This window comes from Helicobacter cynogastricus (genome assembly GCF_900197855.1).
In the GTDB taxonomy this organism is placed as follows: domain Bacteria; phylum Campylobacterota; class Campylobacteria; order Campylobacterales; family Helicobacteraceae; genus Helicobacter; species Helicobacter cynogastricus.
Window position 1 is genome coordinate 251,481 of sequence record NZ_FZMQ01000005.1, and the last position, 24,821, is coordinate 276,301.

The window sequence follows — 24,821 nt, forward strand, 5'->3', positions numbered from 1 at the left end:
AAAGAGGGGTTAGACCTCTAGGTATTTGGTGTGAATCTTGTTTTGGCGGAAATCAGGGTTATCGAGCATGCTAAGATGGAAAGGGATAGTCGTTTTAATGCCCTCTACCTTAAATTCTTTAAGCGCGCGTTTCATTTTTAAGATCGCTTGATCGCGATTGGGAGCATGCACGATGAGTTTACCAATCATAGAGTCATAGAAAGTTGGCACGCTATAGCCGGCGTAAGCATGGGTGTCCAAACGCACGCCAATTCCACCCGGGGCGATCCAAGCTTTAATCGTGCCTGCAGATGGGTAAAAGCTTTGTGGATCTTCAGCTGTGATGCGGCATTCTATAGAATGTCCCTGCAAGCAGATATTTTTTTGTGGAGGGAGTTTTTCGCCTTCTGCAATGCGAATCATCCATTCAATGAAATTCAGCCCACTCACCATCTCACTTATTGTGTGTTCGACTTGTAAACGGGTGTTCATTTCCATAAAATAAAAGTCTTTACCATTGCTATCTAGCAAAAACTCAAAAGTTCCCGCCCCCACATAACCGATGTGTTTGGCTGCTTTTGTAGCGGTTTCCAAAAGTTTAGTGCGCACAGAGGTATCTAAAACCATCGCAGGCGTTTCCTCAATGAGTTTTTGTTGCCGTCTTTGAGTCGAACAATCCCGCTCACCAATGTGCAACACATTGCCATGTTTATCGGCTAAAATTTGCACCTCAATGTGCTTGGGGTCTTTGATAAATTTTTCAATATAGACGCTTCCATCTCCAAAGGCACTTAGTGCTTCGGTTTCAGCTGCTAGGTAGAGATTTTTTAATAAACTAGGGTCTTCAACTACGCGCATTCCCCGCCCTCCACCTCCATTAGCTGCCTTAATGATGATAGGAAAGCCGATTCGCTCTGCGACTTTAAGGGCTTCTTCATACCCACGCAAAACCCCCTCACTTCCCTCAATGACGGGCACACCTGCCTCTCTCATAACCGCTTTAGCTTTAGATTTATCCCCCATCAAAGCCATTACCCTAGCATCAGGTCCGATAAATTCGATTCCATGATGAGAGCAAATTTCTACAAAATTTTGATTCTCACTTAAAAAACCATAGCCCGGAAAAATGGCATCTGCCTCAAAAAGTTCCGCCGCACTAATAATGGCAGGTACATTGAGATAGCTCTCAGAGGATTTAGGTCCTCCAATGCACACTTTAGCACTGGCTGTATCAAGATAATGTGCGTCTTTATCTGCACTCGAATACACAGCAATAGATTGTTTTCCCATCTCGGCAATGGTTTGGATAGCGCGTAGGGCAATTTCCCCACGATTGGCAATCAAGATGCGTTGTAGGTTTTTAGTTTTGGGTGCTTGCATATAACCCCCTAAAGTTTTTCAATCTTGACAAGTTGTGTGCCATATTCCACTGCTGTCGCATCGTCTACTTCAATGGAAAGCACCTTGCAATCGCACTCAGCTTCAATTTCATTCATAATTTTCATAGCTTCTACAATCCCGATTGTTTGTCCCTTTTTAATAATGTCCCCCACGCTCACATAGGGGTTTGCATTGGGGGAAGGGCGGTGGTAAAAAGTGCCTACCATAGGTGAGAGGATGTAATCTCCTTGTTCTTTAGTGCCATTAGAAACGCTAGCTGCCCCTGCAGTGCCGCTGAGCGCACAGGCACTGGCTGTAGGGGTTTGGATAAAGGTAGGGGGGGTTTGTGCAGGGACGGACTGACTTAAAATAGGTTCAGGATGAGAAGAAACTCTTTTGGCGTTTTTATCTAGGATCAGCTCTAGGTTTTCTAATTTGAGTTTCATATGATTCACACCGCTTTGATCAAAAGAATGAATGAGGTCCTGAATATCTGCAATCTTCATAATTTTCCTTGATGGTAGATGGCTGGGATCAGCTGTAGTATAATAACATGATTTTTGAATCGTGAAAGGGCAGGGATGGGATTGAAGGCAGATACATGGATTGAGAAGATGAGTTTAGAGCATCAAATGATCACCCCTTTTTGTGCCAAACAGGTTTCTAAGGGGACTATTAGTTACGGCCTAAGTAGCTATGGCTATGATATTCGTGTGGGTACAGAGTTTTTAATTTTTGAACCTCAACAAAATGGCGTAGTAGACCCAAAGAATTTTGATCCCAAGTTGGTGCGCGCAGTGCACACAGAGGACGCTGTACTCATTCCTCCTAACGCCTTTGCTTTGGCCCACAGCATCGAACGCATTACCATGCCTAAGGATGTATTAGCGATTTGTTTGGGCAAGAGCACTTATGCGCGCTGTGGCATTATTGTCAATGTAACTCCCTTTGAACCCGAGTTTGAGGGGCATATCACCATTGAAATTTCTAACACGACTTCTTTGCCCGCTAAGGTGTATGCAAATGAGGGAATCGCTCAGGTGATTTTTCTGCAAGCAGATAGCGTTTGTGCGGTGAGTTATAAAGATAAGCGGGGTAAATATCAAGGACAGAGCGGAATCACTCTGCCAAAAATTGGCTAGGAAGCCAAGATACAAGATCAATGCGAGCCCCTCCTCTTTTTTCTAGGCTAGCCTAGAAAGTGAAAACATAGTTAACATACCAAGCGTAATGGCGTTTTTGTTTTTCAACAAAGCCCCAATTCTCAGGCACCATGGGAAACTTAATGCCCGCTTCAAAAGCAGAGTGTTTCATAATGCGCATTCTGCCACCCACATTAAAGAGGAATTGGAAAGCTGTGTGTTGCACATTCGCATAAGTGGCTGTATTGCCCGCAAGCTGGATACCACCCACAATCCCCATAGAGAAAGGATCTGTAGAGATGAAGTTCACGATTGCATCGGCTGCGCCCCCATAGGTATAAAGATTCCACTTATCACTATTGGTTAATCCTAACTGGTTGCTATTGTTCCAGTCTAAAAAGCCATAAATCCGACCACCAAACCATTTATTTGCAAAGCCTACGCCCCCAACCTGTACGCCCATACCATAAATATCCAAACCTTTTGCAAGGGATCCAGTGTAGTTCCCTGCTTTACCTTGTTGGTAACCAAGACCCACAAAGAAACCATTTGTTTCTGCTTGTGCAACCTGAAAACCACCTAATGCCATCAACGCCATAAATGCCAAGCCTCTTGTTGTCTTAAAAGCCATTTGAAAACTCCTTATCAAAATTAAAGATGTAAACAGCAAAGCGAATAGTGTTCCACTTTACTATTTACGATCCACTCTATACATCGACCAAAAACTTAACGCTAAAGTAAACAGAAAACCATTTTTCTTAGATTAGGATAAGAAGGGAAATAAGGAGAGTGGCTCCAGATGTAGGATTCGAACCTACGACCAAGCGGTTAACAGCCGCCTACTCTACCGCTGAGCTAATCTGGAATAAAAACTTTATTATACACAATTCTTTTAATATTTGTCAAGCTTTTTAGTTTACTCTTAAGCTTGCTGTTAGTAGTATGTGTCGTTTAAATTCATTCGTAAAGGTTTTTTCATGTCTTTGTTGGTTAGTCAAGAGTGTATCGCTTGCGATGCCTGTCGAGAAGAATGCCCCACAGAAGCCATTGATGAAAACGATCCTATTTATAGCATCGATCCTGATCGTTGCACAGAGTGCGTAGGCTATAGTGATGAGCCTAGTTGTGTGGGGGTTTGTCCTGTAGATGCGATTATCCCTGATCCGCACAACACTGAAAGCTCTGAAGAACTCCAAGATAAATACCAAGCACTCCGCGACTCTGAATTTTAAATGGCCAAAATCACCACCATTATTGACATTGGTTCAAACTCTATGCGTATGGCTATCTTTAAAAAGACAAGCCAATTTGGGTTTTATTTGCTCTATGAACTCAAATCTAAAGTACGCATTTCTCAAGGCACTTACGAACATGGAGGGGTTTTACAAAAGGCCCCGATTAAAAGGGCTCTCAGAGCTCTTAGTGAATTTAGAGAAATTGCAGAGAAATATAAGAGTAAAAAACTTCTGTGTGTAGCTACAAGCGCGGTCCGCGATGCGCCTAATGCTCAAGAATTTGTCGCATTAGTGCGTAAAGAATGTGGGTTGCGCATTAAAGTGATTGATGGCAAAAAAGAAGCTTTTTATGGGGGTGTGGCTTGTGCAAATCTCTTGCACCATAAAGATGGGATCACTATTGATATTGGTGGAGGTAGCACGGAGTGTGCGCTCATCAAGGGGGGCAAAATCGTTGGTTTACTTTCTTTGAATTTGGGCACAATCCGCCTCAAAGAGCTTTTTTTTGACAAAAATGCGCCTTTGCAAAGTGCTTTAGATTTTATCCGTAAAGAATTTAGCCACATTCCCACCCACTATAAGAGCGCACAAGTCTTTGGAGTGGGGGGCACTATCCGCGCCATTGCAAAACTTGCTATGCGCCGTAGTAACTATCCCATCGAGGCCGTACATGGGTATGAAATGGGTGTGGGGGAACATTTGGATTTTATCTATGAAATTGCTAGTAGCTCAGAAGCACGCTTAGAGGTGCTAGGTGTGAGCGAGGATCGACAAGATAGTATCCGTAGCGGTGCATTAATTTTATGGGCGCTTTTACAACACTTGCGCCCTGAAAAGATGATTGCAAGTGGAGTGGGTGTACGCGAAGGGGTGTTTTTGAGCGATATGTTGCGCAACCACAAACATAGCTTTCCAAAAGATGTTAATCCCTCTATTCTTTCTTTGCTCGATCGTTTTTTACCCCATGCCAAACATAGTCAAGAGGTCAAGCAAGTTTGTGTTAAACTTTTTGAGACTCTGCAGCCTCTACACGGCATTTCTGCGGACTATCTCTATCATCTTAAAATCGCTGGACAACTCTCTAGCATTGGCAAGGTGCTAAACTTTTATGGTGCGCACAAGCATGCGGCTTATTTAGCCCTCAATGCTCTTAGTTATGGTTTTTCACACCAAGAAAGGGCGATTATTTGTCTCTTAGTGCAATTTAGTCAGAAAAAAATCCCTAAAGATAGTAACATCGCTCATATCAGCGCGATCATGCCTCCGATTTTAACTCTGCAGTGGTTGAGCTTTATTTTAGGTTTAGCTGAGGCACTCTGTACCACGCGCGTGCCCAAAGATATATCTTATATCCTCAAGGGCAAAACTCTACAAATTAAAAGTAGCAAAGAGCTTTATCTCTGTCAGGAGGCAATCCGCAAATTAAGTACACCCATTTCTATGGACATCGACTTTTTATGAAAGTGGGTATTATCCGTCTCTCTGCAATGGGGGATGTGGTTGTGAGTGCGGTTTTTTTACCTTTTCTCAAACAACGCTACCCTAGTGTCCAAATCCATTGGTTTGTAGATTCCCTTTTTGCTCCCCTTTTACAATATTCTCCCTACATTGACAAGCTTCACATTCTTTCCTATAAGCAGACATTGCGTACTAAAAATCCCCTTAAAATTTGGCGTTTTTTCCGCACCCTTAGAGAGATTGAAAACCTAGATGTGTTGATCGATATGCAGGGATTGCTCAAGTCTGCTTTCTTGGGAGCATGGCTATCTAAGAAGGCGTTTGTAGGCTTTGATCGCTCTTCGATCCGCGAGCCTCTAGCAAGCTTTTTTTATAACCACAAGGTGACCATCCCTTATAGTACACACATCCTCAAACGCAATCAAGCGGTGTTAGAGAAAGGTTTTAGCATGCTAGGCGCGTGCAAATGGGAGGATTGCTTAGAGCAACGCCATAAGGCCTTTCACTTGCCCTTGTGTCCTTCCCTCAGAAAGCTAGACAATCCACACTCTAAAATTTTATTTGTTTTAGAGGCTTCCAAGCCTAATAAGATTTATCCATGGGAGAGCTTCGCACAAGTTGGACAAGCACTCCAAAATGTGGGGCTAGAAATCGTGCTCTTGTGGCATGCTCAACCCGATCATGCTAAAGCCCTTTACCGCGCTCTTAAGCCCTATATTCCTACCACCTTGCTCCCACCCTTACAACTAGATAGTGTTAAAACGCTAGTTTCTCGCATGCATGCGGTTGTGGGCGGAGACACGGGTATTGTACATTTAGCATGGGCATTGCAAATCCCTTCTGTAACCCTCTATGGCAACACGCCTAAGGAACGCTTTGAGCTCAAGGGAAAAGATCATATCGCCCTAGTGGGCAACGCGCAGGCCAATTATTCTAAAAAAGACTTTTCGATCCAAAATATCTCCCCAAAACAGGTGGCACAAGCCATTTTGCAAGTATTAGGAGGAGTTAAATGAGTATGCGTAGAGAGTGGGGGATTTTCTGTAGCAAAGTGTTGGAATGGAGCAGTAATGCTGTAGGGTGGGGCTTGGCTAAAATGCCTCATAGGGGATTTGTGGCATGTGTGCGCGGGTTAGGTTTTGTGATGGCTAAGTTGGATCGGCGACGCTATTGGGATGCGCGGGCGAATTTGGATTTTGTATTCCCGCAAATGGATCACGCACGCAAAGAGGCGATCATTAGGCGTGGGTATGACAATTTGGCTTTCATTGTGCTAGAGAGCATGCGGGTGGTGTTTTTACCTAAAACAGAGTATGATGCGCGTTTTGAGCTAGTAGATCACCACCATGTACTAGAAGTGTTAGAAAAAGACGGGCAAGCGGTGGTAATGGGCATGCACTTTGGGTATTGGGAGGCCATTGGGACTTCTTTAGCCCAATACCACGGCGATCAAGAAAGAGGGTCTTTGGGGCGACTCACCAAATTTGCGCCTGTAAATGCCATGTTGATTAAACGGCGCGAAGCTTTTGGTGTGCGCTTTATTGACAAAATGGGGGCATTTAAAGAGCTTTTAAAAATTTACAATAGAGGTAAAGGCTTGGTAGGCATTTTGGTCGATCAAAACATTTCGCCCAAAGAGGGGGTTGAGGTCGAGTTTTTTGGCCAAAAGGCTACCCATACAACCATCGCCTCAATTTTAGCCCGCCGTTACAATATCTCTATTGTGGCTGTAATTGTAGATTTTAATGAGGATTACAGCCACTACACTGCCACTTACTACCCCCCCATTAGAGTTAATAACACCTCCAATGCCCAAGCAGACATCTTGGAAGCCACGCAGGCACAAGCGACTTTAAGTGAGCAAATTATTAGAGATCACCCCGAAAGCTGGTTTTGGTTTCATCGGCGTTTTAAAAGCACACACCCTGAAATTTATCGCAAGCCTAAGTCTTAAACCGACTGGTTAGATATAGCACGCACAGCACGCCCACACTAAAACCAGCAATCAGCGCGCCAATGGTGTGGGCGTTATAATAAATGCGTGCGCCCATTGTTAAAAAGGCTAAAGGTAAAAAGATCAGCCACACCCAACCATAACGGCGCACTAAAAAAGCTAAGGCACAAGCAATCATGGAGGAATGCCCACTAGGCATGTTTTTAGAGCTTCCACTAGGGCGTTCACCCAAACGCCTACCAAAGATCACAACATCATTCAGTCCCCATTTGAGCGCGTGTGTGGCGATAGTAGTCGCAATACTCACATGCACAATTTGAATTAAACCTACTGCATCTCTTTTTAGCAAGGGCAGAGCAAAAGAGGTAATAGTAGGCACAAAGCGGGCATAATGTTCGGTGGTGCTAAAGACTAGAGGGACTTGGGGTTGTTTGGCGATTTTAGGGAAGGGAGCGATCGCCCCGATTACAAAGAGCAAGATAAAAAAAACAATGCTCTTTAAAGGGAGCTGTTTGGGGAGACTTTGAGCATAGAGACTTTTAAATTTAGTGTTGTCCATAGGGTTTAAAGATGTCTAAATTAGGATTATAGGCATTGCTAGAGCCTTGCACACCAAATGCGCCCAAGATGCTAGGAAAAATCATCTCTTGAGAATATTGGTTTTGAAGAGGTTTAAATGCATGTGCCTTTCTAAAGGGATCGTTCGCATAGACAACAAAAGGAACTTCTTTTTGAAAATTAGGGGCTAGTAAAAAAGGTGTGCCATGCAAATATAGTCCATGTTCACCTAGACTTTCTCCATGGTCGCTCATATACAATAACAACGCTTGGCGTTGGGTGTGTTGCAAAGTATTTATCATGGTATCTAGCACTAAGTCATTATAAGCGATCGTGTTGTCATAGGCGTTCACTAAACTCTTAAGATCGCAGGTGCTAGGCTCGCTGTTTGTGCAGATAGGTTTAAAGGGAGCAAAATTGTGAGGTATCTTATCCACATACAAAGGGCCATGAGAGCCTTTGAGATGCAAAACGATCAATAAATTATCATCAGGGTAACGCGCCATTAAAAAGGGCAAAGCGTGCGCTAGAGCCACATCAAAATCTAACACCTTAGCTTCTACCCCTTGAGATTTAAGCCACTTCTGCCATATGTCCTTGCTAGGCTTCCAATCAATGCTCATAGGGGGCTCGGCACTATTAAGACTGAGCCACACTACCTTAACGCCCTGTCGGTGCAAAAAAGAGGGGAGATTTTCATAACCCTTTTGGCTCGTGAGTATGCACGAGAGCGCGGCTGTGGTGTAAGTGGCACAGGAAGTGGCTTGAAGGGCTAAAATTTCATGGCGATTCAAGCGCTCTTGTAACTTGGGCGTGGTAGCTCTAGTATACCCATAAATACCATAGTTAGCCCGCCGTGCGCTCTCCCCAATGGCCAAAATCACAACCGCTTTATTAGATTCAAGATGAATATTATCCAGAAGTTTTGGTGGACTTTGATGTAGTGAGGCTAAAGCTACCCGTACAGCATTCACGCTGTAACTATAGGGTAGGACCAACCCACCGATGTATTTAGCATGGTGATCAAAAAAGAGCCACTGCTTGGCATGGCTGAGTGCCCAGATAGCGCACAGAGCAAGAGAGCCAGCAAACACCCAAGCCTTTATCTTAAATTTAGCTTTTTTAATGGAAAGGGCGTAAAAAAAAGCCCCCACACCCAAGCCTATCAGTACATAAATCCATAGCCATCCACCCAACAATTCGCCTGCTTCATGGGCATTTGTATTTAAGACATTGCCCATCATGTTTTTGGTTAAAAAAACATGGTAGGTGTGGATATAATAAAAGGCAATAGCATTACCCACGCTAAAAAGTGCCATCAACACCTGCATGAATCGATTGCCCAACATGGAGAAAGCAATAAACAGCATGTTAGTCGCGCAGATGTAGACAATACTAGCACTCAATACAATTCCAAACCCACCTTGATGATTCAAAATGTAGTGCAACAAGGGAGCATGGAACAATACAAGAGAAATCGCACTATAGGCGATCAAAGCCACAAAAAAAGAGATGGGCTTGGAAAAAAGCTTACGAAACATCGTTTAAAGGCAATTCTAAAGGCTTATTGCCCTACATATACTTGGCGGGGGCGGGCAATTCTTGCCTGTGTGTTTTTGACATGTTCTAAGAGTTGTGCGCACCAACCCACCGTGCGCCCGATTACAAAAACGGGGGTAAAGAAGCGTACAGGAATTTGCAGGGCGCGTAAAATTGTGCCAGAGTAAAAATCCACATTAGGATAGAGATTGCGCGCAATAAAGTACTCATCGCTTAACGCCACTTCTTCGACCTTAGCGGCAATTTCATCTAATTTAGGATTCATCTTAATACCCTTTGCCTGCAAATCATCCTTAAGCTTTTTGAGGATGCGCGCACGCGGGTCATAACTCTTATAAACCCGATGCCCAAAGCCCATCAATTTAAAGGGGTCGTTCTTATCTTTCACGCGAGCAATGTATTTATCCACATTTTTAACATCTCCAATTTCCTCTAGTTGCAACAAGACTTTCTCATTCGCCCCGCCGTGCAAATGTCCCCATAGCGCACTAATGCCTGCACTAATGGCAGCATAGGGATGCACGCCCGTAGAAGCCACATTGCGCACGGTGGTGGCCGAAGCGTTTTGGCCATGGTCAGCGTGCAGAGTTAAAATCTTATCAAAGGCTTCTACTTCTAGGGGAGTGATTTCAATCTGCCCTTTAAGACCTTGCTTGAGGCGTTCATGGGGGTAGGCTCTGAGCATAAAGAGAATGTTTTCAACATAACTACGACTCACATCTGGGTAAATAATGGGCGCGCCAATTTCATTGCGATAGCAAATGGCAGCCAAAGTGGGCATTTTGGCGATAATGCGTCTAGCCATCGTCTGATAATCCTCTTCTGAGTGCATGGTTTCATGGTCAGAGTAAAAGGTAGAGAGAATAGACACCCCACTACTAAGCTTAGCCATTGGGTGGGCGTTAGTGGGGAAGGCGTGAAACATGTTGCGTAAAGTCTCGTGTACAAAACTGCGGTGACGCAATTCAAGTTCAAATTCCAAAGATTCCTCAGCATTTTTAGGGAGCGCGTCTGTTAAGAGGAGTTTGCACACATCGCTATAGCTGTATTTTTCTACCAAGTCATCTAGTGGGTAACCCTTGTAGTACAACTCTCCCTTTTGCCCATCAATATAACTGATCGTAGACTTGCACCCGGCAGTAGACGCATAGCCGGGGTCATAGGAGAGAAGCCCTGCGCGTTCATATAGCTTAGAAAAATCGATCGCATTAGCCCCGCGCGTGGCTTGGATAGTTTCAAATTCGTAGCGTTCTTGGGTAGTGTTATTAATCAGTGTAACAGACATAGACTTCCTTTTTAATGTGTAATTGGGATTATAACAACCCTAGTATTAAGGTGCGCCAAAATCTACAATTCTTTGGCAAATTCATAATATTTCCGGAATACTTCTGCGCAAAGCCCTTTGATGGCCTGACTCAAGTCCTCAAAATTGTCATCTAGGTAAGCTATATAAGCTTTTCCCATTAAGCCAGTTACCGATCCAGCTAAAGTCGCATTGATTGCTCCTCCTGCAAGACTGCCCACGCCAGGGATTAACTTCAATAAACTCCCAACCGCAGCGCGTGCTACCAGACCCGTGCCCAGCACACTAGCAAAAGTGGCGACTAGAGTTTGAGCATTCTCCTTAGAAATTTCTAAATCATAAATCTTGCTAATGTGGATAATCATCGCGATTTGGGTAGGGGCGAGCAAGGCAAAATCAGAAAAGGGGATGGGAGTTGCCCCAATGGCTGCTGCTGCGGTAGTGTAACCCAAAATGGCGTTGTTAGCCTCCTCTTTGCGTTTTTGGCGCAAGGCCTCCTTAGCTTGGGCTTGCATTTCTAAATCGTATTGTTGCTTTCTTTCCAAAGCAAGCCTTTGTGCTTCCTCCAAGAGATCGCGGGATTTATCAATAATCTCTTTGATCCCGCGCACCTTCTTAACATCCCCCTCATCATCCTCAATCTCTAAAGTCCGCACCCTTTGCAAATGTGCCTCATCAAGCTGGAATTTATCCCTTACCACCTCAGAGAATTTTTCTCCATTGCTATCCTTATCCTGTTGGGCTTTGGTGATTACCACGATGGTAGGAATCGCGCAAGCTTTAAGCATGGCATAAAGCTCTAACTCCCCCTCTTGCACACGCCGTCCCGATTCTTGAATGCACAGCCAAGCGATATGAATTTGATCGCCAAGTGTCGCCCCCCTCTTGCTCTCTAAGAAGTCCTGAATTTGGGCTTTAGTGTTAGCAAAGTCCTTCATCTCAAGTCCTTTTGTATCGTAAATACTCAAGTCTTCTTTAACATAGCGTTCAATCTCTTGGGTTACTGGTTCTCCTTGTCCTGTGGGAGCGACTTCTTCCCCAAAAACTGCATTGATAAGTGTACTCTTACCCACCCCTGTACCCCCTGCTATCAACACATTAAGGCTGTAGCTAGTAACCGGTGTTTTAGCCATGATCTCTTGAGCTTTTTTAAAACCTTTAGACATTAAATCCTCCAAGTTTAAAACCACTTCAGATTGAGCCATAAGTCTCCTTACCATCTTTTCTAGAAAAGTCTAACCAAAAATTTTAAACCCCTTATGCTAAAATGCCTCATCTTAATTGATAGGAGTGATTCATGTCTTACAAACCTAAGTATTTGTCTTTACCCACAGAGGGGGAAGCTATTACCTATAAAGAAGGTAAATTGCATGTGCCAAGCCACCCCATTATTCCTTTTATTGAGGGCGATGGTATTGGCGTAGATATTACCCCTGTGATGCGTAAAGTGGTGGATGCGGCCGTACACAAGGCCTACAAGGGAGAGAAAAAAATCGCATGGTATGAGGTCTTTGTAGGAGAGAAATGCTACAACAAATTCAAGGATAAAGAAGGTTTGAGTCTAGAAGAACAATGGCTGTTACCTGACACCATTGACGCGCTCAACTATTTTAAAGTTTCCATTAAAGGGCCTTTAACTACCCCTGTAGGTGAGGGCTTTAGGTCGCTCAATGTCGCTCTACGCCAAAAAATGGATCTATATGTCTGCTTGCGCCCCGTGCGTTGGTATTCTAGCCCCAGTCCGGTTAAAGAGCCGGGCAAGGTGGATATGGTGATTTTTCGGGAAAATAGCGAGGATATTTATGCTGGGATCGAATTTAACCAAGATAGTCCAGAAGCCAAAAAGCTCATTAAATTCTTGCAAAATGAACTGCATGTTAAAAAAATACGCTTCCCAGAAACTAGTAGCATAGGAATCAAACCCATTAGCCTAGAGGGCACAGAACGACTCGTGCGCAAGGCAATTGAATACACCATTGACAACGATCGTAATAGCCTCACCTTTGTGCACAAGGGCAATATCATGAAGTACACAGAGGGGGCGTTTATGAAATGGGGCTATGCCCTAGCCCAAAGAGAATTTGGAGCAAAGGTGTTAGACAAAGGCCCTTGGTGCACGCTCAAAAACCCTAAAACTGGTAAAGAAATTGTGATTAAAGACATGATTGCGGACGCTTTCTTGCAACAAATCTTACTGCGCCCGGCTGAATACGATGTGATTGCTACGATGAACCTCAATGGAGATTACATTTCAGACGCGCTTGCTGCGATGGTGGGAGGAATTGGAATCGCTCCGGGAGCCAACATGAATGACAGCGTAGCCCTTTTTGAAGCCACGCATGGCACTGCCCCCAAATACGCCGGGCAAAATAAGGTTAATCCCGGCTCCATCATTTTAAGCGCGGAAATGATGTTGCGCCACATGGGCTGGGTAGAGGCGGCCGATTTGATTGTGGTAGGCATGCAAAGAGCCATTGAGAGTAAAAAAGTGACTTATGACTTTGCGCGCTTGATGGAGGGCGCTACTGAGGTGTCTAGCTCTGAGTTTGGAGAGGTGATCGTTTCGCATTTGTAGCAAACAGGGAGGGGTGGGGAGGTCATATGAGGCGGATTGGTTTATTTTTAGGGCTTTTGTGCTTTTTGGCTAATTTGGCGTGGAGTTTGGGTTGTCCTTATGATACCCTTTATAACAGAATAGATCATTTTGCCCAAAAGCTTGATTCTAATTTTGACTCCGATGCGGGCAACTATTCTAAAACAGCCCATATCCTAGAGGTGAATCAAGCCTATGTAGGGAAGACTTTGTATTGTGGGATTGTGAAGCGTTTGTTGGTCGCAGAGGAAGATGTGATTAATATGCGCTTGATGTGCTTTGATGTCAGCAAGAACACCCCGCAGAGAACCCAAACATTTGAGGGTTTTTGTTTGTCTTTAGACCCCGCATCTGAGAGCTCACAAATTAGCATGGAATTTAAAAAAAATGCGTTTGTGTTAGAGATTGAGGAATCTTTCATAGAATGCGATGACACCACCTTCGAATCAAAGACTCTACTCTTCAAACAAGAGGGCGATCGCTATGTTTTGAAAAGCTACACCCGCACGTTTGATGAAGACACGCCCGATCACCTTTACCGCCAAAAACGGGACGGCAAGAAAATTTACATGGACGAAATTGATAATGGCGTGCTAGACACACTAGCGGATCATTGTTATAGAAAACATTATTGCCAAACATGGTCGGAGAAACATGGGATTGAGTGAGTGGCTTTAGATTTTGTTTTAGCTTTTGTGGGCTTTATCACGGGGATCACGGCGGGGTTTTTTGGCATCGGTGGGGGGGAGATTGTCGTGCCCGCCGCCGTGTTTGCTGGCTTTAGTTACAGCCATGCAGTAGGAATTTCTCTCTCCCAAATGCTTTTTTCCTCTTTAGTAGGATCGCTTATCAATTACAAAAAAGGACTCTTGGGTTTAAAAGAGGGATTTTTTGCTGCTATTGGGGGATTGATGGGGGCGATCTTGGGGAGTTTTTTACTTAAGTTGATCGATGATCGCATTTTAATGGGGGTCTTTGTCGTGGTGGTGTGTTATACATTCATAAAATACGCTTTCAGTCGTTCTGATACCTCAGATCAACCTAGCGTGCACTTTAAAATGCACTCTAACCCCCAAAATTCTGCGCTAACAAAATCCTTTACTTGGGGGATTAGTAAAGAGCATGGAGTCTTAATATTGGCGGGTTTTATAACCGGGATTTTTTCTATCCCTCTGGGGATGGGCGGGGGGATTTTAATGGTGTCCTTTTTAGGCTATTTTTTAAAATACAGCACTCAAAAAATTGTACCCTTAGGATTGTTTTTTGTAATCTTTTCTTCTCTTTCTGGGGTCATTTCTTTGTACCATTCAGGCGTGTTAGATGATCGCGCCCTGCAGGCTGGATCCATCACAGGGTTAGGTGCGCTCTTGGGAGTGGGAGTGGGGATTAAACTTATCATGCTGGCTAATGAGAAAATTCATAAAATTCTTCTGTTGTGCATTTACGCTCTGAGCATTTTAGCCACACTCTATAAGCTCATCACGGGCTAATCTATACAATATCCTTTATCATAACACTGCGCCTGTAGTTCTTGGGTGAACCCGGGCTCTAAGCTATCCAAAGACATCAAATGGCGTTTTTTAGGATCGTCTCTACTTTGGCGATAAAAAATCAGAGTGCGCACCACTTGTCTACTTCCATTATCACCCACTCTAAAGAATTGTTGGCTGAATTGGTGTAGGTAGAAAGTGCCCTCTACCAATTTGAAAGTTACATAGAGTTTGGTGTAGATATTGTCCGCAGAAGGGTCGTATTTTCCTAGTTCAAAGGTCAAATAGGGGAATTTATAGGCTAAGTCCACTTGTCCTTGATGGATGCAAAGGGTGCGGCTGAGTAATTTGCCATTATGGCGTGCCAATATGCAAATAGAGCTAGGATTCTTAGGACTACCTGTGTAAGTGATGCGCTTGCTAAAGCTGTAGCGATCGTTATTAGCATTAAAAGAAAGCATGTCCTCTGTTTTTGTTTGGTACCTGGACTCACAGGGGAGGGGGTTATTAAAGGTATGCGCATCGGTTTCAAAACATGTGGAGTTTTGGGAGGGGGGTGTGCTAGTGGAGCTAGCGAGTTGATTTTGCAATTTTTCTAACAATCTGTCATTGACATCACCCATCGCATAAGTGGGACTCTCTTGCTCATAAAAAATCTTAGGGGCTACTTTGGGAAAAAGCGCGCTATCTAAAGCCTGCTTGGCATAGCGGGTGAGATAAAAAGTGCCTTTAATATCCTTAAAAGCCAAGAGAATTTGAGCTTGGGTATTTGCAGTGGGGGTATGAATAGGGGTTTGGATCAATTTGATCAGTAGTGAATCCTTAGTATTCTCCATGCTAAGTTTCTCATAGCCCTGCAGACAAAAGCCCTTATAAAACTTCCTTTTAAAAAGAATTCCCGTGCACACCACAGAGGGACGGGTGTGATCTTTGGTGGTGTTGATGGTATAGAGCAACATGTAATTTTGATTGGCAATCACAAAACCATTCCCTGTAGCTTTAGAATAGAGTGTGTAACTGCCCTCTTGCGCGCTTTTATACCCCTGTTGGCGCACAAAATCCTCTGACCATCGCTTCATCTGATCGAGGGCTTGGAAATAATCTAAACCATAGAGAAGAGAGCTACTCCACAAAAGTACCCATAAGATTTTTTTGAACATCGATCACACCTTAAATTTGTCAATTTCGCTATTCAGCGTGCGGTATAAGTTATCCAAAGCGACACTGGTTTGACGCACCTCATCAATTCCATCTTGTTCTAAGTGTGCTAGCGCACTAAGCTCTTTGATTTCATCATGAATATCTCGACTACCTTGTACAACTTCTTGCAAGTTTGATGCCCCTTTGTGAGCTTCTTGAATCACGCCAGAAATAGCCTCCATGCTTTTTGCCATAATCTTTTGTACATCTATAGCAAGTTTAGAAGTCTCAATGAGCTCTTTAGCATTCTCACCCAAATGTTGGTTAATATCACTGACACCTTTAACCATTTCATTGATTGTGGTGTTAATGTTAGTGAGACTATTTTGCGTCTTCTCCGCTAGTTTTCTTACTTCATCAGCTACCACTGCAAAGCCCCGTCCATGTTCGCCTGCCCGCGCTGCTTCAATAGCCGCATTGAGAGCTAGTAAATTAGTTTGACCTGCGATGTCATCGATGATAGTCAAAACCTCCTTAATATTGTCCGTACTCCTAGCTGTTTCCTCAAGTTTGCGCGAAAAATCTACACTTTGATCGGCATTGTGTTCTAAGCGCGTACTTAAATCCATCATCTGTCCATGCACTTTTTCTAATTGTTTGCCCGTGCTATTAAGTTGTTCCCCACTTTGAGTGGTTTTTTCTAGGCTCTCTAAGAGTCTGCTCACATTATGCTGACTATTTTCACAAGCCTTCTCAACCACTTCATTAGCACGATTGGTATGTTCATACACTCCAGCCACTCTTTCATTAAGCGTAGTTGAGAATGTTTGGCGTTCTCTACTGAGCTCTTTAAAATGACGCATCACGATTTGAATCTCTCCGATGAAGGCATTAATGTTACGAGTGATAGCTGCAATCTCGTCATGCTTATTATGCTTATCTGCATAGGGTAAGCGTTTGGTTAAATCCTTGTCTCCAGCGGTTAAATCCAAACTCAAGCGTTTGAGGCGATCCAAAGGGCGCATCAAGTAATAGAGCCAAGATAAAACGATGGCCAGTGTCATAAAGAGCCCCAAAAACGAGATGGCAAACATAAGGATTCGCAATTTGGAAATATGTTTAAAGGCTTCTTTAAGAGGGATACGCGCGATCACTTTCCAGCCGTATTTAGGGACCGTGGAATACACCAACAAAATTTTTTCTCCTTGTGCATCCTTGCTTACCTCAACCCCTTCTTTATGCTTTAAAATAACCTCCGCTTTGGCCTGAAGAGGGGAATTGCTCGTAACAATACTCCCTCCTATGGGAATATCATTAGAGCTTAAAACAACCCCTGATGCATCGGTAAGATCGAGAGCATTTAAGGTTTCTGTCGCCATTCTTTTGGTATGTGAAGCAAAAAAGTCGAGTGAAATATCGCTACCAAAAACGCCTATAAATTTACCATGGATGACAAGAGGCGCGCTGTAAGTGATAACAAGTTTGCCTGTAAAACTATCTGCATAAACATTGGAAATCAAAACATTGTTAGTCGCTTTAGCCTTTTGATACCAAGATCGTACGCGCGGATCGAAACCTTTGGGTGCTGGTATCGAACTTGTATATATTTCTCCATCTTCCAAACCTACATAGGTGTTGAAAGCATCTAAGTTTTTAGCGGTGTATTTGAGAATGCGTTTTAATCCGTCCAAATTTTCTACACCATGTTCAATCACAGCCTGCTGACTACTTGTAAACAATTCTAAAGTTTTTTGATTCCATGCTTGCACCCAGTCGCTATGAACGCGCACAATGGTCAAAAGCCCTTGTGCGGTGTTTTTCATAAAAACGCCATGTACAAAGCGTTCTACAAAAACACCAAAGATGCCAAAACTCAATGTCAGCACAACAGCCAACATGAGCGCGATTTTTCGTTTAAAACCCATCATGGTCCTTAAGAAATTTTTTAGACATTTATCTTTAAGCTCTTTAAGCTCTTTAAGCTCTTTAAGCTCTTTAAGCTCTTTAAGCTCTTTAAGCTCGATTTTGTCTTAGGAGAGTGAGGGCATTCTAACATGGATTTCTTAAATTGCTCAATTTGTGTATAATAGGGCATTTTCTAAGAGGTGCTTCTTTGTCTCGTGGCCTTGCATGTGTGTTGTTGTGGAGTGTGCCCTTGTTGGGCTCTGAGATCACTATGGATCCCTTTGGGTATTTGGGTTTGATCTACAATCAAGGTACCGGGCACAATGCGCATAGCTACATCGGTTTTGATGCGCGCGTGGGGACAAATTTTTCTTTCAATAATGGCTGGGCTTTTGGAATTGGGGCGATTGGGGCGTGGAATGTTTATAGCCACAATAAAAAATTTCAACCCATTATTAGCATTGGCAATGTTCTAGGAAGCGTAGAGAGCAACATGCGTCCTTATTTGAGCATGGGGGATATTTCCGATGCCTATGTCAAATTTGACACCCAACGGCTTAAGTTTGCTATCGGACGCTTCAATACAAATTTTGTAGATTTTGATTGGATTCAGGGCAATATACAGGGAGGTAGCCTGTTTATCCACCGCAATGATTGGCGGCTTTGGGGCGTTTTTATGGATTCTTTGCTCTATACTGGTTATCAGGGCAATGACCTACAAGGTCCTCGAATTGCTACTGGTATCAATGCGCTCGCCTCTTACGATCCAGTCTCTAAGAAAAAATATGTTGGGGGTGAGGTAGTGGCTTTGGGGGGAGGATACACCTATAAGGGTTTGGAGTTCTCTCCTTTCTTTTTAGCAGATACAAGACTTCCTGCTGAGGGAGTGGGATCGTTGATTCAAGCTGGATTCAAAATGCAATATGAAACAACAATGCCTAAAGGCTTTAAATCTTATACCATCGTACACGGAATTTATCAGTATGGTGCTACGGGCGGAGCTATGAAGCAAAACCAAAGCGGGCTGTTTTGGGTTGATCAAACCTTTACATATAGAATTTTCAATTTTGGAGCGGGGTTTTACATCGTACCGGCTTTGGGAAAAGGTTTTTTTTGGTCATTTAACGACAAGAGTAAATTCTATGGACGGGGAATCAACTCTGTGGGCGTGCCGGCCATCTATTTTGCTAACAACACCATCACGGGTTATCTCTTTGGAGGAATGGGCACGGAAAAAGTGAGAGTAGACATGATGGTAGCTTATGGGATTTATCAAGAATACTCTTTGATGACCAATTATAAGATTTGGCAATACCATAAGATGATTTTAGATGCCGGGCTGGGCTATGTCTATTCGCGCTCCTCTAAAGTGGCCAACACCATCGGAAACTCTTCCTTTGTACTTTTTACAAAGTTTTCCTACTAATGTTACAAGTGCGCCATCTTTGTAAAAGCCGATACGGGCGTAAAATTCTTGATAATATTAGTTTTGATCTGCATGTCGGGCAAATAGTGGCATTATTAGGTCCTAATGGAGTGGGTAAAAGTACTCTGCTTAAGATTCTTGCGGGATTATGTGTCCGCTATCAAGGTGAGGTGCTCATTCAAGGACATAAAGTGGGAATAGAGAGCAAAAAAATTGTAGCCTATTTGGGCGATCAAAGCCCTATAGCTCCCCAAACCAACGCCTTTAACATGCTCAATTTTTATCAAGACTTTTTTGAAGACTTTGATAGAGAGCGGGCTTTAGAGTTATTAGAACGCTTTAAAATTCCCCTTAAAACTCCCTTTAAATATTTTTCAAAGGGTATGCAAGAACGCTTGCAACTTCTCTTAACCCTCTCTAGGAAAGCCCAACTTTTTCTCTTAGATGAGCCTTTGGGGGGTGTGGACCCCTGCGCGCGTGAAGAGATTTTAACTTTAATTTTAGAGCAATGCGCTCAAGCGGGTATCTTACTGGCCACTCATCTTGTACACGACATTGCTCCTTATGCGCATCGAATCATTTTTCTTAAGGAGGGAAAGATATTTGCAAGCGAAAATAAGCAAGATTTGGAACAAGTCTACAAGGAATGGGCACAATGATCAAGCTACTTAAAAAAGATTTTTTGGAGCATTGTCGCCCTATTTTGGGTCTTTACCTCTTTTTAATCCTCTGTTGGGAGATGGTCCAACACCCCGCACATATTTTCCTTTTTTTAAACTCCCCTGTCTTTTTTCTCCTTGCTAGTATTTTTTTTATCTCAGGCTTTATTGCCCTTTTCATCTTGATGTTTTTAGCTCTTTTGCGCACCACACAGCAAGATCTCTTTGGCAAACAGGCGTTTTTAACTTGGTGTTTGCCCTTAAGTGTGGATCGTATCCTCATTGCCAAGATTGCTAGTAATTTGGTTTGGGCGATTTTTGGGTTGATAGTTCTTGTTATAGTGAATACCCTAGATACCCTCTTGGAAAGTAGGTCTTTTGGGGAATTTATGGAGGGAGTGAAAATTTATTTAACCCAGCATGGTACTCGATTATTGCAACACGGGCTTTTTTTCTCTCTCTCTATAACACTTTCCATTCTGAAGATTTTAGCTATTTTCGCCCTTTTACACAGCTTTAAAATCAAACGAGGGACAATCTTTTTAGGGTGTTTGTTCTTTATATTGCTCAACACTCTTTTGGTCCTCCCCTCCATAATATTTCACCAAGAAAACACCTCTTCAGACCCGCTTTTCACCCTCTATATTCTTTTCCCTTTTTTGGAAACTCAGACTTTCTTTACCGCCTTGACTTTTGAGTCTCTTAAAATTATAGGTCTCTATGTTCTTGTACGCTATCTAATTTCAAAACACTTGGAGTTATAATGAGAAAAATCTGTAGTATTTTATTTATGGGACTTGTAGGTGCTTTATATGCTCAAGGGGATTATTGCAGTAATGAATGTTATGGGGATAAGAGTTCGCGCATCCCTGCTTTTGAATTCCATTTGGGTTTCCCTCATTCCACCGCCTATTACCGCAAACACCAAAAAACTCGCGAACATATGCTTAAAAAATGCCACGAAGCTTTCACCTCTAAGGGAACAATCAACTTGATGAGTAAAACCTTTAAGAATAACTGCGCACATGCTAAAGAAGCCCAAGATCAAGAAAACCAAGCCCGCCTCAAAAACCAAACTTTGTAATTTTTAAGTGCGGACCGATTTCCTTATTTTTGCTCAGGTTGCCAAATGGTTTTTTCAGAAGGCGTGTAATCCTTTTCATCTTCTAAGACCTGAGCCTTACTTTCTGCACAAGCATTCAAAAACACCACTGCCACTCCGGCTAAGAGCCACCAACGCATCGCTATCCTTTATTTAAAATTAGAAATTTTTGAGAATCATTATAGCCAAAAATTTTAATCCTTCCCCTTGAGCATTTGGGCTAGTAAAAAAGCCAATTCTAAAGCTTGGGTAGCGTTTAATCGCGGATCGCATTGTGTATTGTAATTTTGTTTGAGACTCTCTTCACTGATAGCTTGCGAACCCCCTAGACACTCGGTTACATTTTGTCCTGTCATTTCTAAGTGAATCCCACCAACATGACTTCCTAGCGCATGATGGATATGGAAAAAATCCTTAACCTCTTGGAGAATCTGCACAAAAGAGCGGGTTTTGATCCCCTCTTGGGTCTTGATCGTATTGCCATGCATAGGATCACACACCCAAACCACCTTTTTTTGCGCTTTGAGCATGCCCTCCAAAAGAGGAGGAAGAAATTGTTTAATGGCACTGCCCATGCGCACAATAAAGCTCAAACGCCCCGCTTCATTCTCTGGGTTGAGAATATTGCAAAGCGCAATCATCTGATCTAGGGTCGCATTCGGACCGATCTTAATGCCAATGGGGTTGCCCACACCCCGTAAAAATTCTACATGCGCTTGATCGACTCCCCTTGTGCGCTCTCCAATCCATAACATATGGGCCGAACAACTATACCACTGCGCGCTCAAACTATCTTGACGCACGAGAGGCTCTTCATAATTGAGCAATAAAGCTTCATGGCTGGTGTAAAAATCTGTTTCCTTAAGAGCGGGGATATTGTGTACCCCGCAAGCCTGCATAAAATCCAAAGCTTGCGTGATTTGCATGGCCAAGGCTTCGTATTGTTGCCCAAAATCATTATTTTTTACAAAGTCCAAATTCCAGCGGTGCACTTCTTTAAGATCGGCCAATCCTCCCTTAGCAAAGGCGCGCAATAAATTTAAGGTCGCCGCGCTTTGGTGGTAAGCTTGTAAAAGGCGATTGGGATCAGGCTCTCTTGTCTCTAAGGCTGTGCCATTGATCATATCCCCACGATAAATAGGCACTTCTACCCCATCAACCCATTCACTTTCTTGGCTTCTAGGTTTAGCAAACTGCCCGGCAATGCGCCCCACCTTGATGACTGGACAACGCCCCCCAAAAGCCAACACCACACCCATTTGCAAAATCACCTTAAATAAATCCCTAATGGCGTCCGCGCTAAAGTTGTTAAAACTCTCTGCACAATCCCCTCCCTGCAATAAAAACGCCCGCCCATTAGCCGCTTCTTTGAGGGCTGTTTTCAGACTACGGATTTCTTTGGCAAAGACTAGAGGTGGGTAACTCTTTAGTTGCTTTTCTACCGCTTCTAAGGCTAGAGGATCGGGGTATTTGGGTTGTTGTAAAATGGGAAAATCACGCCAAGAGCGCGTATGCCAATTTTTTTGCATGCTTACCTCAACTTCTGTAACGCTTCTTTGATCATCTCTTCAGTACTCAAACCTTTTAAATCCGCGCACACTTTCTGCACTTCTAAACTTTTAAACCCCAAACTCTCTAAAGCTTGCACTGCCTGAATATAAGCCGGGTCTTGGTGCGCTGAGGGGAGATAACCCTCAAGATCAAACATGATCTTAGAGGCCAATTTGCTCCCCACTCCGGGAACTTTTTGGAGGGCTTTAGTATGCTGTGTCTCTAGTAGAGTAGCAAATTCTGAGGGGGTGTAGACAGAGAGAATTGCTAAGGCAATCTTGGGACCCACGCCACTAATTTTAATCAAACGCACAAACAGCGCGCGTTCTTCTAGTTCCAAAAAGCCAAAGAGGCTCTGATCGCCCTCTTTGCTAATAAGAGAGGTATATAAATGAACTTCCTGCCCTTCTTGCAAGAGGCTACTGGTGTGTAAACTCACTTGCACCCCATAAACCACTCCCCCTACATTGAGAGCAACCAGCGTAGGTTCAATATTTTGCACATGGCCTATAAGCCCCACAATCATAATTTTGTCCGTACTAAGGTTGTACCATCAAGTTTAAAGTCTACCATTTCTCCATTCTCCGTTTGAAGGGTTTGGATTCTGCGCCCCGTATAAATGCGATTGCAAGCGATGGTATTAAAAGCAGGCCAAGGCCCCTTACGCATGAGTCGTGCATCGCGCATGTTAGATTCAATAGAGGTTAGCCGTTCTATGGCTTTATGATTAAAATCTTGGATTTTGAGCAAGTAGGCGCGCAAAATTTTAATGCGCCGCAAACAATCCATAAAATCGTGGTAAATGCGTTGTACCGATTCCTCTTCCATTAGGGCTTTGCGTGCCATAGCATCCGCATTTTTAATTTTATCAATGGTGTCTTGATTTTTTTGCAAAAAAAAGTTGAGGTCTTGATACTGCGCCATCACTCTTTGCGCCTTCTCTTTGTGAAAAGCCATTTGCGCCTTAGTTTCCTCTAGGATACGCTTAGTCTCTGGATCGGCAAAAGCAGAGAAGAAGAAGCGATTTTCGCTTCCCTCAACACCACCCAACACGCATTCCTTAGAAAAATACAGCGTATTATTAGATTTAAGTTGCTTAATGTGGACCTCTCTGGCAAAAATCTGTGCCCCACTGCTTGCATCTACCTCACATCTTTGAGCAATAATGCTCCCTCTATCAGTATATTTACACACCACCTTGTCGCCTTGACAAGTGCCTTTATTGTTGCTCACAAAGATTTCATCGGCCTCTACGCGACTCTCATTATGTAATTGTCCCTCAATCACCACTTTTTTTGCCAATAAGCGGACATTCTTGCCCACATTGCCTTTGATGTGAATTTCTTGAGCCTCGATCTCAAGATTACTCTCAATCGCGTTATCAATCTCATTTTTGGCATTGATAAAAAGAGTCATTCCATTTTGCACACCCCCCAAAAACATGGGCGTGTTCGTACTTTTCATTTCTGTAAAATTATTTTTGGTAAAACTCTTGAGAACTTGACCTATGAGGGTGGCGTATTGTGGAATTTTGGAAAAGTAGATAATTTTATCCGGACTTTCCTTGATTTCAAAGGCATCTGTACTGCATTCAAAAGTCGCAATAACGGGTTTTTCTTCCTTGATTTTGACATACTGCCCCATTAAATCCCGTCCGCTGATTCCTTGTATGGGTTTGATGTATTCAAGCACTGCATCGCCCACTCCCGCACCATAAATCGCATTGACAGGGGCTTTTTGCCCGCTTTTTTCCTCCCAAACTTTCTTTAACATGAAATTCACTTGGCCGGGTTTATTGGGGCGGTATTTAGTGCGCTTGAGCAACATTTGATCGGGGCGTTGATTGTCTTGCATGTAGTGCAATAGATTTTTCTTTAGGGTGGCGTGTTGGGTGTCCATTTGCCGCAATAAAATCTTATGATAAGCCATTTGAGCTTCTATGGCCGTGCACACCTCTTGGAAGAGTTTTTCATCATCCACAACCATAAAAGGACTTTCAAAGACGATGTAAAGCTCCGTCTTGTCTTCTGAGATTTTTAACTTAAAGAAATATTCAAATAACTTCTTTTTGATACAAATATCGTAGCGTTGGATCACATCATTTTGTTTGTCGTTAAAAAAGGCCTCATCATCAATTTTTTTAGCCTCTTCCTCAGAAGCTAGCTTAAACACATCTTTAGGATTGGAACGCATTAAAGTATGCACCTTGAGCAGATCAAAGTGTAGTTCCTCTACATCCAAGCCGTGGGTTTGGGCTACTTTCTCTAGCTCCAAGTGAATATCCCCACAATCATTGACAATTTTAGAGTAAAATGCCATACACGCGCTCCTTCTTTGTTTCTATAAGCTTTCTATTTTAGCGTGCTTGTGCTTAAGGGCGTGTTTT

At 43.2% G+C, this 24,821-nt stretch carries 25 protein-coding genes and 1 tRNA gene; 12 read left to right on the plus strand and 14 right to left on the minus strand.

Translation table 11 applies throughout. The features are described 5' to 3' along the window. Window positions 1–9 precede the first annotated feature (9 nt). Both C6H00_RS02575 and accB read right to left on the minus strand, forming a co-directional pair. The gene (locus tag C6H00_RS02575) at window positions 10–1,359 is read right to left on the minus strand and encodes an acetyl-CoA carboxylase biotin carboxylase subunit (RefSeq protein WP_104749471.1); all 1,350 of its coding nucleotides are present in this window, start codon (window positions 1,357–1,359) and stop codon (window positions 10–12) included. Between the two features lie 8 nt (window positions 1,360–1,367). Next, window positions 1,368–1,865 carry an acetyl-CoA carboxylase biotin carboxyl carrier protein gene (gene accB, locus C6H00_RS02580; protein WP_104749472.1) on the minus strand — a complete coding sequence of 166 codons (498 nt, stop codon included), beginning with the start codon at window positions 1,863–1,865 and terminating at the stop codon, window positions 1,368–1,370. Window positions 1,866–1,940: 75 nt separating this feature from the next. Between accB and dcd the strand changes: the two genes are divergently transcribed. Continuing rightward, entirely contained in the window at window positions 1,941–2,501 is a 561-nt protein-coding gene (dcd, locus tag C6H00_RS02585) for a dCTP deaminase (protein WP_104749473.1), read from the plus strand. Between the two features lie 52 nt (window positions 2,502–2,553). Here dcd and C6H00_RS02590 read toward each other — a convergent pair whose 3' ends face one another. Together C6H00_RS02590 and C6H00_RS02595 are read right to left on the minus strand one after the other, a co-directional pair. Further along, window positions 2,554–3,132: an outer membrane protein gene (locus tag C6H00_RS02590; RefSeq protein WP_104749474.1), complete on the minus strand. Its 579-nt coding sequence runs from the start codon at window positions 3,130–3,132 to the stop codon at window positions 2,554–2,556. 159 nt (window positions 3,133–3,291) lie between these two features. After that, a tRNA-Asn gene (locus C6H00_RS02595) sits at window positions 3,292–3,366 on the minus strand. A gap of 112 nt (window positions 3,367–3,478) precedes the next feature. On the opposite strand from C6H00_RS02595, the gene C6H00_RS02600 reads away from it, so the two are divergent. Genes C6H00_RS02600 through C6H00_RS02615 form a run of 4 tightly spaced genes read left to right on the plus strand, consistent with a single transcriptional unit; the run spans window position 3,479 to window position 7,148 of the window. Beyond that, window positions 3,479–3,733: a YfhL family 4Fe-4S dicluster ferredoxin gene (locus tag C6H00_RS02600; protein ID WP_104749475.1), complete on the plus strand. Its 255-nt coding sequence runs from the start codon at window positions 3,479–3,481 to the stop codon at window positions 3,731–3,733. Beyond that, a complete protein-coding gene (locus C6H00_RS02605; RefSeq protein ID WP_104749476.1) occupies window positions 3,734–5,197 on the plus strand; it encodes a Ppx/GppA phosphatase family protein in 1,464 nt (487 codons plus the stop codon). After that, complete coding sequence (gene waaC, locus C6H00_RS02610; protein ID WP_104749477.1) at window positions 5,194–6,210, plus strand: lipopolysaccharide heptosyltransferase I; 1,017 nt, start codon at window positions 5,194–5,196, stop codon at window positions 6,208–6,210. Before C6H00_RS02605 ends, waaC begins: the two co-directional genes overlap by 4 nt. Continuing rightward, the gene (locus C6H00_RS02615) at window positions 6,207–7,148 is read left to right on the plus strand and encodes a lipid A biosynthesis lauroyl acyltransferase (RefSeq protein WP_104749478.1); all 942 of its coding nucleotides are present in this window, start codon (window positions 6,207–6,209) and stop codon (window positions 7,146–7,148) included. Before waaC ends, C6H00_RS02615 begins: the two co-directional genes overlap by 4 nt. On the opposite strand, the gene lpxE is transcribed toward C6H00_RS02615, so the two are convergent. The 4 genes from lpxE to C6H00_RS02635 form a co-directional block, all read right to left on the minus strand. Further along, a complete protein-coding gene (gene lpxE / locus C6H00_RS02620; RefSeq protein ID WP_104749479.1) occupies window positions 7,138–7,707 on the minus strand; it encodes a lipid A 1-phosphatase LpxE in 570 nt (189 codons plus the stop codon). The genes C6H00_RS02615 and lpxE overlap by 11 nt on opposite strands. Next, entirely contained in the window at window positions 7,694–9,247 is a 1,554-nt protein-coding gene (locus tag C6H00_RS02625) for a sulfatase-like hydrolase/transferase (RefSeq protein WP_233704376.1), read from the minus strand. The genes lpxE and C6H00_RS02625 overlap by 14 nt, the downstream gene beginning before the upstream one ends. A 23-nt stretch (window positions 9,248–9,270) precedes the next feature. Then, a complete protein-coding gene (locus tag C6H00_RS02630; RefSeq protein WP_104749480.1) occupies window positions 9,271–10,551 on the minus strand; it encodes a citrate synthase in 1,281 nt (426 codons plus the stop codon). Between the two features lie 62 nt (window positions 10,552–10,613). Continuing rightward, window positions 10,614–11,774 (minus strand): YcjF family protein, encoded by a 1,161-nt coding sequence (locus tag C6H00_RS02635; protein ID WP_158655710.1) that lies wholly within the window; start codon window positions 11,772–11,774, stop codon window positions 10,614–10,616. A 92-nt stretch (window positions 11,775–11,866) separates the two neighbouring features. On the opposite strand from C6H00_RS02635, the gene icd reads away from it, so the two are divergent. The 3 genes from icd to C6H00_RS02650 are packed head-to-tail and all read left to right on the plus strand — an operon-like array spanning window position 11,867 to window position 14,652. Beyond that, on the plus strand, window positions 11,867–13,144 hold the full coding sequence (icd, locus tag C6H00_RS02640; protein WP_104749482.1) for an isocitrate dehydrogenase (NADP(+)): 1,278 nt from the start codon (window positions 11,867–11,869) through the stop codon (window positions 13,142–13,144). A 26-nt stretch (window positions 13,145–13,170) separates the two neighbouring features. After that, a complete protein-coding gene (locus C6H00_RS02645; protein ID WP_104749483.1) occupies window positions 13,171–13,830 on the plus strand; it encodes a hypothetical protein in 660 nt (219 codons plus the stop codon). Continuing rightward, window positions 13,831–14,652, plus strand: a complete 822-nt coding sequence (locus C6H00_RS02650) for a sulfite exporter TauE/SafE family protein (protein WP_104749484.1) — start codon at window positions 13,831–13,833, stop codon at window positions 14,650–14,652. It begins immediately after the preceding gene. Here C6H00_RS02650 and C6H00_RS02655 read toward each other — a convergent pair. Further along, window positions 14,649–15,812, minus strand: coding sequence for a hypothetical protein (locus C6H00_RS02655; RefSeq protein ID WP_104749485.1), 1,164 nt, complete (start codon window positions 15,810–15,812; stop codon window positions 14,649–14,651). The two genes, C6H00_RS02650 and C6H00_RS02655, sit on opposite strands and share 4 nt — an antisense overlap. Before the next feature lie 3 nt (window positions 15,813–15,815). Next, entirely contained in the window at window positions 15,816–17,717 is a 1,902-nt protein-coding gene (locus C6H00_RS02660) for a methyl-accepting chemotaxis protein (protein ID WP_104749486.1), read from the minus strand. Window positions 17,718–17,968: 251 nt separating this feature from the next. Here C6H00_RS02660 and C6H00_RS02665 point away from each other — a divergent pair, with 251 nt between their 5' ends. From C6H00_RS02665 to C6H00_RS02680, 4 genes are read left to right on the plus strand one after another with little or no spacing between them, the layout of a single operon-like run. Next, entirely contained in the window at window positions 17,969–19,123 is a 1,155-nt protein-coding gene (locus tag C6H00_RS02665) for a hypothetical protein (protein ID WP_199769172.1), read from the plus strand. Next, on the plus strand, window positions 19,123–19,782 hold the full coding sequence (locus tag C6H00_RS02670) for an ATP-binding cassette domain-containing protein (protein WP_104749487.1): 660 nt from the start codon (window positions 19,123–19,125) through the stop codon (window positions 19,780–19,782). Before C6H00_RS02665 ends, C6H00_RS02670 begins: the two co-directional genes overlap by 1 nt. Continuing rightward, complete coding sequence (locus tag C6H00_RS02675) at window positions 19,779–20,546, plus strand: hypothetical protein (protein ID WP_104749488.1); 768 nt, start codon at window positions 19,779–19,781, stop codon at window positions 20,544–20,546. The genes C6H00_RS02670 and C6H00_RS02675 overlap by 4 nt, the downstream gene beginning before the upstream one ends. After that, the gene (locus C6H00_RS02680) at window positions 20,546–20,866 is read left to right on the plus strand and encodes a hypothetical protein (protein WP_104749489.1); all 321 of its coding nucleotides are present in this window, start codon (window positions 20,546–20,548) and stop codon (window positions 20,864–20,866) included. The genes C6H00_RS02675 and C6H00_RS02680 overlap by 1 nt, the downstream gene beginning before the upstream one ends. A 23-nt stretch (window positions 20,867–20,889) precedes the next feature. Here C6H00_RS02680 and C6H00_RS08955 read toward each other — a convergent pair whose 3' ends face one another. From C6H00_RS08955 to C6H00_RS02695, 4 genes are read right to left on the minus strand one after another with little or no spacing between them, the layout of a single operon-like run. Beyond that, window positions 20,890–21,024, minus strand: coding sequence for a hypothetical protein (locus tag C6H00_RS08955; RefSeq protein WP_013469089.1), 135 nt, complete (start codon window positions 21,022–21,024; stop codon window positions 20,890–20,892). Between the two features lie 54 nt (window positions 21,025–21,078). Further along, window positions 21,079–22,413 (minus strand): class II 3-deoxy-7-phosphoheptulonate synthase, encoded by a 1,335-nt coding sequence (locus C6H00_RS02685; protein ID WP_104749490.1) that lies wholly within the window; start codon window positions 22,411–22,413, stop codon window positions 21,079–21,081. 2 nt (window positions 22,414–22,415) lie between these two features. Beyond that, complete coding sequence (gene ruvA / locus C6H00_RS02690) at window positions 22,416–22,961, minus strand: Holliday junction branch migration protein RuvA (protein WP_104749491.1); 546 nt, start codon at window positions 22,959–22,961, stop codon at window positions 22,416–22,418. After that, window positions 22,958–24,754 (minus strand): DUF342 domain-containing protein, encoded by a 1,797-nt coding sequence (locus tag C6H00_RS02695; protein WP_104749492.1) that lies wholly within the window; start codon window positions 24,752–24,754, stop codon window positions 22,958–22,960. Before C6H00_RS02695 ends, ruvA begins: the two co-directional genes overlap by 4 nt. Window positions 24,755–24,821: the final 67 nt, after the last annotated feature.

What these genes read in the sequence shown, in the direction of transcription:
- C6H00_RS02575 (WP_104749471.1), bottom strand. Translation starts at nt 1,359, where the DNA reads ATGCAAGCACCCAAAACTAAAAACCTACAACGCATCTTGATTGCCAAT.
- accB (WP_104749472.1), bottom strand. Translation starts at nt 1,865, where the DNA reads ATGAAGATTGCAGATATTCAGGACCTCATTCATTCTTTTGATCAAAGC.
- dcd (WP_104749473.1), top strand. Translation starts at nt 1,941, where the DNA reads ATGGGATTGAAGGCAGATACATGGATTGAGAAGATGAGTTTAGAGCAT.
- C6H00_RS02590 (WP_104749474.1), bottom strand. Translation starts at nt 3,132, where the DNA reads ATGGCTTTTAAGACAACAAGAGGCTTGGCATTTATGGCGTTGATGGCA.
- C6H00_RS02600 (WP_104749475.1), top strand. Translation starts at nt 3,479, where the DNA reads ATGTCTTTGTTGGTTAGTCAAGAGTGTATCGCTTGCGATGCCTGTCGA.
- C6H00_RS02605 (WP_104749476.1), top strand. Translation starts at nt 3,734, where the DNA reads ATGGCCAAAATCACCACCATTATTGACATTGGTTCAAACTCTATGCGT.
- waaC (WP_104749477.1), top strand. Translation starts at nt 5,194, where the DNA reads ATGAAAGTGGGTATTATCCGTCTCTCTGCAATGGGGGATGTGGTTGTG.
- C6H00_RS02615 (WP_104749478.1), top strand. Translation starts at nt 6,207, where the DNA reads ATGAGTATGCGTAGAGAGTGGGGGATTTTCTGTAGCAAAGTGTTGGAA.
- lpxE (WP_104749479.1), bottom strand. Translation starts at nt 7,707, where the DNA reads ATGGACAACACTAAATTTAAAAGTCTCTATGCTCAAAGTCTCCCCAAA.
- C6H00_RS02625 (WP_233704376.1), bottom strand. Translation starts at nt 9,247, where the DNA reads ATGTTTCGTAAGCTTTTTTCCAAGCCCATCTCTTTTTTTGTGGCTTTG.
- C6H00_RS02630 (WP_104749480.1), bottom strand. Translation starts at nt 10,551, where the DNA reads ATGTCTGTTACACTGATTAATAACACTACCCAAGAACGCTACGAATTT.
- C6H00_RS02635 (WP_158655710.1), bottom strand. Translation starts at nt 11,774, where the DNA reads ATGGCTCAATCTGAAGTGGTTTTAAACTTGGAGGATTTAATGTCTAAA.
- icd (WP_104749482.1), top strand. Translation starts at nt 11,867, where the DNA reads ATGTCTTACAAACCTAAGTATTTGTCTTTACCCACAGAGGGGGAAGCT.
- C6H00_RS02645 (WP_104749483.1), top strand. Translation starts at nt 13,171, where the DNA reads ATGAGGCGGATTGGTTTATTTTTAGGGCTTTTGTGCTTTTTGGCTAAT.
- C6H00_RS02655 (WP_104749485.1), bottom strand. Translation starts at nt 15,812, where the DNA reads ATGTTCAAAAAAATCTTATGGGTACTTTTGTGGAGTAGCTCTCTTCTC.
- C6H00_RS02660 (WP_104749486.1), bottom strand. Translation starts at nt 17,717, where the DNA reads ATGGGTTTTAAACGAAAAATCGCGCTCATGTTGGCTGTTGTGCTGACA.
- C6H00_RS02665 (WP_199769172.1), top strand. Translation starts at nt 17,969, where the DNA reads ATGGATCCCTTTGGGTATTTGGGTTTGATCTACAATCAAGGTACCGGG.
- C6H00_RS02670 (WP_104749487.1), top strand. Translation starts at nt 19,123, where the DNA reads ATGTTACAAGTGCGCCATCTTTGTAAAAGCCGATACGGGCGTAAAATT.
- C6H00_RS02675 (WP_104749488.1), top strand. Translation starts at nt 19,779, where the DNA reads ATGATCAAGCTACTTAAAAAAGATTTTTTGGAGCATTGTCGCCCTATT.
- C6H00_RS02680 (WP_104749489.1), top strand. Translation starts at nt 20,546, where the DNA reads ATGAGAAAAATCTGTAGTATTTTATTTATGGGACTTGTAGGTGCTTTA.
- C6H00_RS08955 (WP_013469089.1), bottom strand. Translation starts at nt 21,024, where the DNA reads ATGCGTTGGTGGCTCTTAGCCGGAGTGGCAGTGGTGTTTTTGAATGCT.
- C6H00_RS02685 (WP_104749490.1), bottom strand. Translation starts at nt 22,413, where the DNA reads ATGCAAAAAAATTGGCATACGCGCTCTTGGCGTGATTTTCCCATTTTA.
- ruvA (WP_104749491.1), bottom strand. Translation starts at nt 22,961, where the DNA reads ATGATTGTGGGGCTTATAGGCCATGTGCAAAATATTGAACCTACGCTG.
- C6H00_RS02695 (WP_104749492.1), bottom strand. Translation starts at nt 24,754, where the DNA reads ATGGCATTTTACTCTAAAATTGTCAATGATTGTGGGGATATTCACTTG.